At 73.6% G+C, this 12,680-nt stretch carries 13 protein-coding genes; 6 read left to right on the top strand and 7 right to left on the bottom strand.

The features are described 5' to 3' along the window. The first annotated feature begins 102 nt into the window (after positions 1-102). Positions 103-369 carry a hypothetical protein gene (locus AB0M52_RS20830; protein WP_363956014.1) on the top strand — a complete coding sequence of 89 codons (267 nt, stop codon included), beginning with the start codon at positions 103-105 and terminating at the stop codon, positions 367-369. Positions 370-429: 60 nt separating this feature from the next. Here the strand turns inward: AB0M52_RS20830 and AB0M52_RS20825 are convergent, their stop codons facing one another. The 3 genes from AB0M52_RS20825 to AB0M52_RS20815 form a co-directional block, all read right to left on the bottom strand. Further along, the gene (locus AB0M52_RS20825) at positions 430-2,319 is read right to left on the bottom strand and encodes an ATP-binding cassette domain-containing protein (RefSeq protein ID WP_363956019.1); all 1,890 of its coding nucleotides are present in this window, start codon (positions 2,317-2,319) and stop codon (positions 430-432) included. Positions 2,320-2,513: 194 nt separating this feature from the next. Further along, on the bottom strand, positions 2,514-3,524 hold the full coding sequence (locus AB0M52_RS20820; RefSeq protein ID WP_363956011.1) for a glycosyltransferase: 1,011 nt from the start codon (positions 3,522-3,524) through the stop codon (positions 2,514-2,516). Positions 3,525-3,561: 37 nt separating this feature from the next. Next, complete coding sequence (locus AB0M52_RS20815) at positions 3,562-3,897, bottom strand: YnfA family protein (RefSeq protein WP_111212821.1); 336 nt, start codon at positions 3,895-3,897, stop codon at positions 3,562-3,564. 77 nt (positions 3,898-3,974) lie between these two features. Here AB0M52_RS20815 and AB0M52_RS20810 point away from each other — a divergent pair, with 77 nt between their 5' ends. The 4 genes from AB0M52_RS20810 to AB0M52_RS20795 all read left to right on the top strand — a co-directional run bounded on the left by AB0M52_RS20810 (position 3,975) and on the right by AB0M52_RS20795 (position 9,215). Continuing rightward, positions 3,975-4,472: a CrcB family protein gene (locus tag AB0M52_RS20810; protein WP_363956008.1), complete on the top strand. Its 498-nt coding sequence runs from the start codon at positions 3,975-3,977 to the stop codon at positions 4,470-4,472. Beyond that, on the top strand, positions 4,469-4,843 hold the full coding sequence (gene crcB / locus AB0M52_RS20805; RefSeq protein WP_363956006.1) for a fluoride efflux transporter CrcB: 375 nt from the start codon (positions 4,469-4,471) through the stop codon (positions 4,841-4,843). Before AB0M52_RS20810 ends, crcB begins: the two co-directional genes overlap by 4 nt. 242 nt (positions 4,844-5,085) lie before the next feature. Next, positions 5,086-7,545: a glycosyl hydrolase family 65 protein gene (locus tag AB0M52_RS20800; protein ID WP_363956003.1), complete on the top strand. Its 2,460-nt coding sequence runs from the start codon at positions 5,086-5,088 to the stop codon at positions 7,543-7,545. A 59-nt stretch (positions 7,546-7,604) separates the two neighbouring features. Further along, positions 7,605-9,215: a potassium/proton antiporter gene (locus tag AB0M52_RS20795; RefSeq protein ID WP_363956001.1), complete on the top strand. Its 1,611-nt coding sequence runs from the start codon at positions 7,605-7,607 to the stop codon at positions 9,213-9,215. 6 nt (positions 9,216-9,221) lie between these two features. Here the strand turns inward: AB0M52_RS20795 and AB0M52_RS20790 are convergent, their stop codons facing one another. After that, complete coding sequence (locus tag AB0M52_RS20790; RefSeq protein WP_363955998.1) at positions 9,222-9,602, bottom strand: sensory rhodopsin transducer; 381 nt, start codon at positions 9,600-9,602, stop codon at positions 9,222-9,224. Beyond that, positions 9,602-10,819 (bottom strand): D-arabinono-1,4-lactone oxidase, encoded by a 1,218-nt coding sequence (locus tag AB0M52_RS20785; protein ID WP_363955996.1) that lies wholly within the window; start codon positions 10,817-10,819, stop codon positions 9,602-9,604. The genes AB0M52_RS20790 and AB0M52_RS20785 overlap by 1 nt, the downstream gene beginning before the upstream one ends. 100 nt (positions 10,820-10,919) lie before the next feature. On the opposite strand from AB0M52_RS20785, the gene AB0M52_RS20780 reads away from it, so the two are divergent. Then, entirely contained in the window at positions 10,920-11,681 is a 762-nt protein-coding gene (locus AB0M52_RS20780) for a zf-HC2 domain-containing protein (protein WP_363956016.1), read from the top strand. Positions 11,682-11,710: 29 nt separating this feature from the next. Here the strand turns inward: AB0M52_RS20780 and AB0M52_RS20775 are convergent, their stop codons facing one another. Both AB0M52_RS20775 and AB0M52_RS20770 read right to left on the bottom strand, forming a co-directional pair. Beyond that, the gene (locus AB0M52_RS20775; RefSeq protein WP_363955993.1) at positions 11,711-12,277 is read right to left on the bottom strand and encodes a sigma-70 family RNA polymerase sigma factor; all 567 of its coding nucleotides are present in this window, start codon (positions 12,275-12,277) and stop codon (positions 11,711-11,713) included. Positions 12,278-12,332: 55 nt separating this feature from the next. Further along, a partial coding sequence (locus AB0M52_RS20770; RefSeq protein ID WP_363955990.1) for an HAD-IC family P-type ATPase occupies positions 12,333-12,680 on the bottom strand: 348 nt, incomplete at its 5' end.

Genomic DNA, 12,680 nt, shown 5'->3' with positions numbered 1-12,680 from the left:
CCGGGCAACCCTGCTGCCCGATCCCGTTCGCCACCATCGCCGGAGGTCCCGATGCCGACGCCCGTTGATCACGTAACTTCCCCGCCGTCGCCGGGAGCCGTCATGCCCACGCCGGTCAACCGCGTACGCCGGATGTTGCCGTCCGGGCTGACCGGCCTCGCCGGGGTCGCCTGCGCCGCGTGCTGCGCCATCCCGCTGTTGCTGGCCGCCGGGATGCTCTCCGGCACCGGCTGGGCCCTCGCAGGCGCCTGGATGCCCGGCATCGCAGTCGCCCTGGCCACGCTAGCCGGCGCCGCCTACTGGTGGACGCATCGCCGCAGACACCCGCCGACCTGCACCGGCGGTACCTGCACCTGCCAGACCCCCTGACCGCCACCCCATGATCACGCTTGCCCGACCCGCGCGGGCACGCGGCTGGGTAAGTCGGGGTCAGCTGGCGGTGGCGTCGGGGGCGGTCGGGGGGCGTCGTGGGGTGGGGGTGCGGCCGGTGGCGGCGTAGCCGGCGGCTTGAAGGGTGAACAGGTCGGCGTAGCGGCCGCCCGCAGCCATGAGCTCGTCGTGGGTGCCCGCCTCGACCAGGCGACCGTGGTGCAGGACAAAGATCCGGTCGGCGTGCCGGACGTTGGCCAGCCGGTGGGTGATCAGGATCGTGGTACGGCGGCCCTGCCGGTCGCGGATGGCCTGGAACAGCGCGTCCTCGGCGCGCGGGTCGAGCGCCGAGGAGGGCTCGTCCATGACCAGCAGTTCCGCGTCGCGGAGGAACCCACGGGCGGCAGTGATGCGCTGCCACTGCCCGCCGGAGAGGTCCTGCCCGTTGGCGAAGGTGCGGTCGAGCAGCGTCTCGTACCCGTGGGGTAGCTCGCGGATCATGTCATCGGCGACGGCGCGGGCGGCGGCGGCCTCGATCCGGTCCTGCCGGGCCTCGGTGTCGATGTCGCCGATGGCGATGTTCGTGGCCGCGGTGAACGGCCACTTGTGGTACTCCTGAGTGACCACGGCGATGCGGGTCCGCAGCCCGTCGCGGTCCCAGTCGGGCAGCGGCCGGCCGTTCCAGCGGATGGCGCCCTCGGTGGGCGTACGCAGCGTGGCGATCATCGCGGCGAGGCTGCTCTTGCCCGAGCCGTTCTCCCCGACGAAGGCGACGGTCTGTCCCGCCTCGATGGTCAGCGTGACGCGGTCCACCGCCGGGTTGTCCCGTTCGGGATAGCGCAGGCTCACCCCGTCGACCGCCAGTACCCGCAGCCGGTCGGGGGCCGTGGGGCCGGCCGGCCCGGGCAGGTAGGCGGCAGCCCGGGTCATGAATCCGGTGTAGTCGCGGAAGTGCTGGCCCTCGGTGTAGACGCGGTCGACCTGGAAGGTGACGACGGACAGCGAGCGCTGCGCCGCCTGCACCGCGATCACGCAGGTCGCTGCGGCGGCGAGCGGGATCTGCCCGTCGATCAGCAGCAGGCCGAGCAGGATGTAGACCACGGCGGTGGCGACGCCCCCGATCACCGACCCGACCGTGGTGGTCGTGGTGACCCGGCGGGCCAGGGCGAGCTGGATGTCGGTCTCCACCCCCATCACCCGGTCGTACTGGTCGAGCAGGAAGCGGCGCAGCCCGTACGAGCGCAGCTCCGGTGCCGAGTCCCGCTCGGCCATCAGCCGGTGCAGCAGCCACATCCGGCGCCGCCGTACCGAGCCGGTGATGTAGGTCTGGTAGCGCAGATGCCCCGCCCGCAGCGACGCCCACGCGTTCGGCACCGTCGCGAACAGCAACGCCAGCAGCAACAACGGGTGGATCACCACCACGGCGACCGCCACCGCGATCACCCCGACCAGCCCGGCGAGCAGGTTCATCGACGCCTGCACCAGGTCGATGGCCGAGTCCGTGCCCCGGGAGGCGCGTTCCATGTCGTCGGCGAACGCGTCCGCGTCGAACGCCTCCAACCGCACTGCGGTGGTCACCTCGAACAGGCCCCGCTCGACCTCCCGGCTCACCCGCGGCGTCAGGCCGTTCAGCGCGTACCCGGTGGCGATGCCCATCCCGGCCCGTATCGCGGTCGCGCCGGCCAACGCCGCGAGCGCCGGCAACGCGGCGACGACCTTGTCCCCGGTCGGCCCACCGGCGAACAGTTCCACCAGCACCCGCTGCGTGGCGAGCAGCCCGAACGCGGCCATCACCCCGGCACCGACCGTCGCCCCCGCCACCACCGAGGTGCGCAGCCGGTCGGCCCCCCAGCTGATCCGCAGGGCCGCCCAGACCAACCGGGGCAGCTCGGCGAAGACGGCGAACAGCCCCGCCTCCGCCCGCGCCCGTACCCCCGTCTCCCACCACATTGCCCGCAGCTCCGGCAGCACCGACTCGGCGGGCCCCGCCGGCCCGGTTCGCTGGGGTCCGGTACGGGGTCGGGTCGGAACAGCAGCCATGGGCGTACCTCCTCGCAGCCGGACAGCTACTTATGGTCACTGTCGACGCGACGGCGGTCCAGCCCTTTCGGCGCGCCGAACCGCCCAGCCGGCACCGATGGGCATCAGTGCCCGCGGGCGTACTCCGGCAGGCGGCGGGCGACCTGCTCCGGCGACGGCATCCGGGCGATCTCTGCGGCGAGCGCACGCGCGGCGTCGCGGTGGTCGGATCGGTGCGGCAGCAGCCGCCCGACGTACGCCGCGACGGCCTCGGCGCTCACCTCGCCGAGCGTCAGGCGCAACCCCGCGCCCACGGCACTGACCGCCTCGGCGTTGGCGAACTGGTCGGCCCCCTGCGGCAGGATCAGCTGCGGTACGCCGGCGGCGAGCGCGCCGAGCGTGGTGCCGCTGCCCCCGTGGTGCACCACCACGTCGACCTGCGGCAGCAATTCCGCTTGCGCGACCCAGCGCCGCACCGTGACGGTGCCCGGCACCTCGCCGAGCTGCTCCACCGGCACCCGACCGGCGGCGACCACGACGCGGGCGGCCAGCCTGGTCAGTCCGTCGATGACGGTGGCGAGCAGTTCCCGGGTGCCGAACGCGGTGCCGAGCGTCAGGTAGATCAGCGGCAGCGACCGGCGGTGGCTGTCCCAGCCGGGCAGCGGCGCCGGCTCGGAGTAGGGGACGGGACGCAACTCGATCCGCTCCGCGGCGGCGACGAAGCCCTTGTTCTGCAGCGAAGGCGGGCAGATGTCGAGGTGTGGCCGCCCGGCCGCCTCGGCGACCGTGGTCGGCAGCTCCAGGCCGATGCCGTCCGGGATCATCCGGCCGAAGCCGTGCCAGATGCCAGGGATGCCGGCCTGGGCGGCGGCGATCGCGGCCCCCGGCACCCCCCAGCCCGACACCACCAGGTCGGGTGCCAACCGGGCCAGCTCCGGCGCCAGATCCTCGGCGTACATCTCGTAGAACGCGTCGGCGGGACGGAACGGACGCAGCCCGTTCGCGGCCAACGGGGCGTGCACCGCCTCCCCGGCGGCGAAGTGCACGTCGTGCCCGGCCTCGCGGACGGCGACCGCCAGCGGGATCATCGGGTAGGTGTGACCGACCGACGCCAGGCTGGCGAAGAGCACGCGCATGGCCGCCACCGTACGCCCGGCTCAGGTGGTGCGGCGGTCAGGCACCGCGCGGGGCGTACATGATGACGGCCACGCCAAGCAGGCACAGCGCCGCGCCGGTGAGGTCCCACCGGTCCGGGCGGAAGCCGTCGACCACCATGCCCCAGGCCAGCGAACCGGCGACGAAGACCCCGCCGTACGCGGCCAGGACGCGGCCGAAGTTCGGGTCGGGTTGGAAGGTCGCGACGAAACCGTACGCGCCCAGGGCGAGCACCCCTGCGGCGATGAACCACAGCCCACGATGCTCGCGCCAGCCCTGCCACACCAGCCAGGCCCCACCGATCTCGGCTATCGCGGCCAGGACGAACAGCAGCACGGAACGCAGCACGGTCACCCGCCGCACCCTACTGCCGGTTAGCGACGATCGGCCAGCCGGCGGCACTATCCTCGACCACCGGTAGGAGGTGACTCGTGCGGCCTGACCAACCGCCCACCGACCCGGATGTCGATCTGCACGTTCCGGGTCAGCGCGCCGAGCTGCGGCAGGGCACCGCCGGCCTGCTCGCCGCGGTGGCCGCCGGTGGGCTCGTCGGCGGGTTGGCCCGGCACGGGCTGGCCGTGGCCTGGCCGCACCCGCCCCGAGGGTTCCCGTGGGCCACCTTCGTCGTCAACGTCTCCGGCTGCCTGCTGATCGGCGTGCTGATGGTGCTGGTCACCGAGGTATGGCGGGCGCACCGGCTGGTCCGACCGTTCCTCGGCACCGGTCTCCTCGGCGGCTACACCACCTTCTCCACGTACGCCGTGCAGGTGCAGCAGGCGGTCGCCGCCGGTGCTGTCCGGACCGGGTTGCTCTACCTCGCCGGCACCCTGCTCAGCGCCCTGGCCGCGGTCTGGGCCGGGATGGCCCTGGCCCGCCTGGCCACCCGGAGCAAACCGCGCGCTGGCCGGTCCGGCCGCGAGCCGACATGAATCTCCTCCTCGTCGCGCTCGGCGCCGCCGTCGGCGCGCCGCTGCGCTATCTGGTGGACCGGGCGGTGCAGGCCCGCCACGACTCCGCCTTCCCATGGGGCACCCTCGTGGTCAACGTCGCCGGCTGTCTCCTGCTCGGCGTCCTGGTCGGCGGCGCCACCGCCGGTGCGCTGCCGGGGTCGCTGGTCACGCTGCTCGGCACCGGCCTGTGCGGGGCGCTGACCACCTACTCGACCTTCGGCTACGAGACGGTCCGGCTGTTCGAGCAGGGCGTCCGGCTCGGCGCCCTGCTCAACGTGGCGGCCAGCGTCGCCGCCGGGCTGGGCGCCGCGTTCGCCGGCGTCATGGTGGCGCAAGCCATCTGGAGCTGACGCGGGCGGAGTCCGGAGCGCCCGCCCACCCACTGCTCGGGGCGCTGCTGGCCGTGGTCGGTCTGGGTCGTCGGCGCGTCCGATCCTCCGGGTTTGTCGCTTCAGTTGGCGGGTAGACCGCGGCCCGCACCCGTGACTACGCCGCGCCAGCCCGGAGGAGAACCGCGATGACCCTGGCCCCGCCGCATCCGCCGACCGGGCCCCGGCCGCTGAAGCTGCGCTGAGCCCGGTGAGGAGGACCGGTGCGGGGTGAGCCGGACCCCGGCTGCGAGTTGTGCACCGGCGGGCTGCCGGCCTCGTGGGTGCTGTCGTACACCGATGACGACCCGGCGGGCGAGGGCACCCGGGAGACGATGCTGACCCTGGGCAACGGGTACCTCGCGGCCCGGGGCGCCGACCCCGAGGCGGCCGCCGACGGCGTCCACTACCCCGGTACCTACCTGGCCGGGTTCCACAACCGGCGGCCCGGCCCGGACGGCGGCGAGGAGAGCATCGTCAACCTGCCGAACTGGCTGCCGCTGACCTTCCGTCCCGCCGCCGGCCAGTGGTACGCCCCGGGGCGCTGCCGACGTCTGCACGAACACCGGACGCTGGACCTGCAGCGCGGGCTGTACCTGCGCGAGCTGCTGGTGCTCGACCCGGAGCAGCGGCGCACCCGGATCCGGCAACGACGTCTGGTGTCCATGACGGAACCCCACCTCGCCGCGCTGGAGACCACCCTCATCGCGGAGAACTGGTCCGGCCGCGTCGAGATCCGCTCCGGTGTCGACGGCGGCGTACGGAACGCGAACACGGCCACCGAGCCGGGCACCTGCGGCCGGCACCTGACCGGGATCACCTGCGGCACGGACGGCACCGACGTCGTCTGGTTGACGGCAGCGACGAGCGGGGCGCACCAGCTGGTGGCGGTGACCGCCCGGACGACCGTCACCGGCGGCGGCCCGGCCCGCCGCCGGCAGGTGGGCGGTGCCGAGGACATCGGCCAGGTACTCACGCTCGACCTGCGCGCCGGGGAACGGGTGGTGGTGGCGAAGACGGCTGCGGTGTTCTCGTCCCGGGACCGCGCTGTGGACGAGCCACTCGTCGCGGCCGTGGAGGAGGTGCGCCGGGCCGGGTCGTTCGCGCAGCTGCTCGCCGATCACACCGCCGCGTGGCGGGACCTCTGGAACCGGTTCCGGTTGGAGGTGGGTGAGCGGCACGCCTGGCAGCTGCCCGTACGCGTGCACACCTTCCACCTCTTGCAGACCCTCTCGCCGTACGCGGCCGACCTCGACGCGGGGGTGCCGGCGCGCGGGCTGCACGGGGAGGGCTACCACGGGCACATCTTCTGGGACGAGCTGTTCGTCTACCCGTACCTCAACCTGCGGTTTCCCGAGCTGACCCGGGCGCTGCTGGAGTACCGGCACCGCCGGCTGACCGCCGCGCGACGGCAGGCGGCCAGCGAGGGCGGGGCCGGTGCGCTGTTCCCCTGGCAGAGCGGCACCAGCGGGCGGGACGAGAGCCCATCGCATTCCATCAACCCGGTCAACGGCGAGTGGGTCGTGGACTACACGGGCCGGCAGCCACACGCCAACCTCGCCATCGCCTACTCCGCCTGGCGCTACTGGGAGACCACCGGTGACCTGTCGTTCCTGGCCGCCTCCGGCCTCGAGCTGCTGGTCGGGACGGCCCGGTTCTGGGCCGCGGCGGCCAGCTACGACCCGGCCGACGACCGGTACGACATCCGTGGGGTGACCGGGCCCGACGAGTACCACGACGGCTACCCGGGGCGGCCCGGCCAGGGGCTGGACAACTGCGCGTACGTCAACCTCATGGCCGCCTGGGCGCTCGGCCGGGCAGCCGAGGCGTACGCGATCGTCAGCCGGCACCCCGGGGCGGTGCCGTGGCGGACGATCGCCGTCGGCGACGAGGAACGCCGCCGGTGGGCGCACATCGCCCGGCGGCTGCGGCTGGCGTTCGTCGCGGACGGGATCCCCGCCCAGTTCGAGGGGTACGGGGAACTCGCGGAGCTGGACTGGGACCGGTACCGGCAGCGGTACGGCGACCTGCGCCTGCTGGGCTCGCTGCTACAGGCCGAGGGCGACGACCCGAACCGGTACCGGATCTCCAAGCAGGCCGACGTGCTGATGCTGCTGTACCTGTTCAGCGCGGAGGAGCTGACCGCGTTGGTGCGCCAGCTCGGCTACCCCTTCGACCCGGCCCGTATCCCCGACATCGTCGACTACTACCTGTGCCGCACCACCCACGGCTCGACGCTCAGCCGGATCGCCCACGCCTGGGTGCTGGCCCGCACGGACCGCCGCCGGTCCTGGGAGATGCTGCTCGCCGCGCTCGGCACCGACCTGGCCGATCCGGCGCACAGCAGCACCCGGGACGGTATCCACCTCGGCGCGACCGCGGGCACACTGGACATCCTCCAACGCTGCTACACCGGACTGGAGGTACGCGGCGATGTACTGCGGCTCAACCCGCTGCTGCCCGACAGCCTCGACCACCTCGACTGCGTGATCCGGTACCGCAACCGGCTGATCGAGCTGCGCATCGACCACCACCACGTCCGGCTCGCCGCGCCGCCGGGGGTGGATCCACCGGTCACGGTGCTGATCCGGGACCGGCCGGTCGAGCTGGCGGCCGGCACCACCGTCACCGTGGGTCTGGACCGAACGTTCACAGAGGGCACTAATCCCGAAGGCGGGGAGTAGCCGCAGATCGCGGGAGGGGGCGGGAGCATGGCTCGACGTCGCGCGGAAGGGGTACCGCGGTGACCCTGGAGCAGATCGACCTGCTGATGCTCGTCGTGGCCGCGACGGTGCTGGTCAGCGTCACCGCGGCACGGGTCGCCTCCCGGGCCGGGGTACCGATGCTGCTGGCGTACCTCGGGGTCGGGCTGCTGCTCGGCGAGAACGGGCTCGGGCTGCGCTTCGATGATGCCGCGCTGGCTCAGGCGCTCGGCACGGCGGCGCTCGCGGTGATCCTGGTCGAGGGGGGCCTGACCACCCGGTTCGCCGACATCCGGCCGGTGCTGGGCCCGGCGACGGCGCTCGCCACCATCGGGGTGCTGATCAGCGTCGGGGTCACCGCCCTCGGCGCGCGCCTGCTGCTCGACGTTCCCTGGCAGCTGGCACTGCTGCTCGGTGCCGTGGTGTCGTCCACCGACGCGGCGGCGGTCTTCTCGGTGCTGCGGACCCTGCCCCTGCCCAGGCGGCTGGCCGGGTTGGTGGAGGCCGAGTCGGGGCTCAATGACGCACCCACGTTCATCCTGGTGCTCGCCTTCAGCGCCACCGGCCTGACCGCGACCAGCCCACTCGAACTGCTCGCAAAGATGATCTACGAGCTCGGCGTCGGTGGCGCGATCGGCCTCGCGGTCGGCACCGCCGGGATGTGGTTCCTGCGTCGGCTCACCCTGCCCGCCTCGGGCCTGTACCCGATCGCCACCTTCGCCTGCGGCATCCTCGCCTTCGCCGTCGCCGGGCTCGCCCACGCCAGTGGCTTCCTCGCCGCCTATCTCGCCGCGCTGATCCTGGGCAACGCCCGGCTGGCCCACCGGCGGGCCACCGTGTCGGTGGCCGAAGGGTTCGGCTGGATCGCCCAGATCGGCCTGTTCGTCATGCTCGGACTGCTGGCCGAGCCCCGCGAGCTGCCCAGCGCGATCCTGCCCGCCCTGGCCATCGGCTCGGTGCTGCTGCTGCTCGCCCGACCGCTGTCGGTGCTGCTCACCCTGCTGCCGTTCAACGTTCCGATGCGGGAGCAGGTGCTGCTGTCCTGGGCCGGGCTGCGCGGTGCGGTACCGATCGTGCTGGCGACCATTCCGGTGGTCGCCGGGGTCGGTGGCAGCGAGCAGCTGTTCAACATCGTCTTCGTGCTGGTCGTCGTGTTCACCCTGCTCCAGGCTCCGGTGCTGCCCTGGCTGGCGCAGCGGCTCCGGCTCAGCACGGCCGGGCTCGGTCCGGACCTCCAGGTCGAGGCCGCGCCGCTGGACGCCATCGACGCGGACCTGCTGCACCTGGGCGTCGAGCCCGGCTCGCGGATGCACGGCGTGTACCTCCGCGAGCTGCGACTGCCACCACCGGCCGCGATCACCCTCGTGGTACGCGACGGCACCGCCTTCGTGCCGGAGCCGGACACCCGGCTGCGGCGTGGCGACCAACTGCTGGTGGTCACCACCTCGCACGTCCGGGACCGGACCGAACGCCGCCTGCGGGCCGTCGCCCGGGCCGGCCGGCTCGCCCACTGGCACGGCGAGACCGGCGAGCCGGAGCGACCCACCGAGGCTCAACCACCGCACACCACCGCGACCGGGAAACCGCCCCCCGCCCCGCCGGCCGCGCCGAGCGGGCCACCCCCGTCCGTCCTGATCGGCTCCGCCGGCTGACCGGCGCTATTCACCGGCGGGGTGGGCCAGCGTGCCGGTGAGCGCCACCGTGCCCGGGATGCGGGTGTCCTGCCGCAGGAACTGCACCACCACCGGGACCGGGGAACGCAGCACGCAACCGTACGGGCGGTCGAGGCGGACGGCCTCCGGATCGATCAGGTCGTTGACCCGTACGTGCCGGACCCGCCGGGCGCCGACGACGAGGCGGTACGGCCCGACCGGTTCGGTGTCCTCGTAGTAGAAGAACAGCGTCAGCTCCGCCTCGGCATCGCCGGTGTTGAGCACGGACAGCTGGTCGAAGCCGGTGAACTCCGGTTCCGGCCCGCTGCCGCCGAACGGGATGTGCCCACCGGGCACCACCCACACCCGCGCCCCGAGCTGCGCCATCACGCCTCCTCCAGCAGCCGGGCCAGATCGGGAGTGAGGAACACCCCGTCCGGGTCGAGGCGGCGGCGGGCCGCCTGAAAGTCGTCCCACCGGGGGTAGAGGGGGCGCAGCTCGCGGGCGGTCAACCAGTGCTTCTTGCCCCAGTGCGGCCGGCCGCCGTACTGCCGGAAGACCGCCTCCATGTCGCGGAAGTAGTCCTCGTACGGCAGCGAGGTGTTCTGCAGGCAGGCGATGGTGGTGGTGGGGCGGCCGTACGCGTTGCTGAGCCAGATGTCGTCCGCGGCGATGGTCCGCACCAGCACCCGCCAACCCACGACGCGGCGGTGCCGGCTCAGGATCCGCCGCCGGACCTCGGCGAAGCAGGCCGGGAACGCCTCCGACGGAAGCATGTACTCGATCTCCTCGAAGCGCAGCTCCCGGTGCTGCGGGATGGTCCGGTGGGTTGGCCCGACCTCGAGTTCCCGGGGCTCACGCCACGGGCCGGGCTCCAGCACCCGGCGGGCCGCCCACATCCGGTCCTCCGGCCGGTCGTCCGCTCGATTCATCGTGCGGACCTGGGTCAGGTCGCTGCGTGGGTACCAGTAGAAGTCCATGTTGCGGTTGGTGTGCTGCAGCTCGGCCAGATGATCCAGGGTCCACTCGACCGGCGCGCACCAGGCCCGCCGGCGCAGCTCGTAGCGGGGCTGCACGTCGAGGGTGAGCTGGGTGACCACGCCCAGCGCGCCGAGGGAGAGCCGGGCGGCAGGCAGCAGCTCGGCGTTGCCGGTCGCCGAGATATCCAACACCTCGCCGGCGCCGGTGACCAGCCGCACCCCGGTCACCTGCGTGGACAGGTTGCCGAAGCCGAGGCCGGTGCCGTGCGTGCCGGTGGCGGTGGCACCCGCGATCGACTGGGAGTCGACGTCGCCGAGGTTCTCCATCGCCAGCCCGGCGTCGTAGAGCCCCTCGCCGAGCGCCTTCAACCGGCTGCCGCCCCAGGCGGTGGCCCGCTCGCCGTCCTGGCCGACCACCCCGGCCATCCGATCCAGGCTGACCAGGGTCCCGTCGGTGCGTACGAGTGGGCTCGACGAGTGGCCCGAGCCCACCGGTCGCAGGGTGGTGCCCGACTCGCGGGCCCGCAGCACCAGGTCGCGCACCTCGTCCTCGTCGGCGGGCTCGGCGTAGCCGCCGGGTGTGAAGGAGAGGCTGCCGGACCAGTTCACGAACGGACCGGTCACCCGCAGTCTCCTCTCTCCCTGGCGAACCGGGCACTTACCCTCGGGCTGGCGAGATAGTCCCGGCGGGAACCATGGCGGGTTGACGAGCGACTACCTGTACATGGGGTGCGAGCAGTGGCGGGAGATTCTGTCGGCGCAGTTGGACGGTGAGGCGACCCCGGAGGAACAGGGCACGGTCGCGGTGCACCTGGAAACCTGCGCCGGCTGTCGGAGCTGGCTGGACACGGCGGCGATGGTGACCCGGCGAGCGCGTACCCAGGTGGTGACCGCGCTGCCGGATCTGACCGATGCGATCCTCGCCGCCGCGCCGCCACCGCGCCCCCGGCGCTGGCGCACACTGCTCGCCGGACGCGCCGCCGCGGTCACCGGGCTGCGCGCCGCGCTGGGCCTGCTCGGCGCGGTGCAGTTGGTCCTCGGGCTGGCGCAGATCGGGCGGGCCGAGGTGGCCGAGCACCTGCACGCCACCGGCCAGCACCTGTGGCACGAGTCGGCCGCCTGGAACGTCGCGGTCGGTGCCGGGTTCCTCTTCGTCGCGCTGCGCCGGACCGAACCCTCGGGGCTGCTGCCGATGCTCAGCGCCTTCGTGGTGACCCTCGTGCTGCTGTCGGTCAACGACCTCGTCGCCGCCCAGGTCGCCGTGGAACGCCTGGTCAGCCACGGGTTCCTGGTGGTCGGTTATCTGATCACCGTGCTGCTGTCCCGAAGCATGCGGCAACCCGGTGACCCGAGCGACCGGCAGCGGCCGGAGCGGTCCCGCTGGCGGCTGCGCCTTGACGAGGTCGACAAGCCCGTCCCGCTGCGCCTGCTGCCGCCCCACTCGGCCCGGGCCCGGCACGGCCGGGACCACCGCCGCGCCGCCTGACAGGTGCCGCCTGACGGTGCCGCCGGGCGTCAGGCGGTGCCGCCGCGGCGGCGGCGGTTGGGCGTCGCGGGCTGCATCGCCGCGACCAGGTCCTCGCGGGCCCGGGCCACCCGGGACCGGATGGTGCCGACCGGGACGTCGCAGACCTGCGCGGCCTCGGCGTACGACAGCCCGAGCAGCTGGGTGGCCACGAACGCCTCCCGGCGGTCGGGGGCGAGGCCGTCGAGCAGCCCGTGGAGCACCACCTGATCGTCCACCCCGGCACGCACCCCGGCGGGCGTCGCCTCCGCGGCGGCCTGCCAGTCGGCGAGGTTCGCGGTGCGGGGGCGGGACGTGGCGGCCCGCACCTGGTCGATCGCGACCCGGCGGGCGATGGCGAGCAGCCAGGTCCGCGCCGTGGACCGGCCGGCGAACGACGGCAGGGCCCGCCAGGCCCGCAGGTACGTCTCCTGGACCAGGTCCTCGACCTCCCGCACCCCGGGCAGGTGCGCCAGGAACCGCCGTACGTCGTGCTGCGTCGCCCGGACGAACGCCGCGGCGGCGGCGTGGTCGCCCCGGCCCGCGGCGAACGCGTACCCGGTTATGTCGTCGGTCACAGCTGTTGGTCGGACGGGCCCGCCGTCTGGTTCCCGACAGGTTGGCCGAGCCTGGTCAGGAGACCGGGCGGAAGCTGCGCAGCCGGAGGCTGTTGGCCACCACGAAGACCGAGGAGAAGGCCATCGCCGCACCGGCGATCATCGGGTTGAGCAGCCCGGCGGCGGCCAGCGGCAGGGCCGCCACGTTGTAGGCGAAGGCCCAGAACAGGTTGCCCTTGATGGTGCCCAGCGTGCTGCGGGAGAGCCGGATGGCGTCCACCGCAGCCAGCAGGTCGTCCCGCACCAGGGTCAGGTCGGACGCCTCGATCGCCACGTCCGTGCCGGTGCCCATGGCTAGGCCGAGGTCGGCCTGGGCGAGCGCGGCGGCGTCGTTGACCCCGTCGCCGACCATCGCCACCGCTCG

Origin of the sequence: Micromonospora sp. NPDC051296, from assembly GCF_040682255.1 — a bacterium.
GTDB classification, from domain to species: Bacteria; Actinomycetota; Actinomycetes; order Mycobacteriales; family Micromonosporaceae; genus Micromonospora; species Micromonospora craterilacus.
This window is presented reverse-complemented; position numbering and strand designations above follow the sequence as displayed.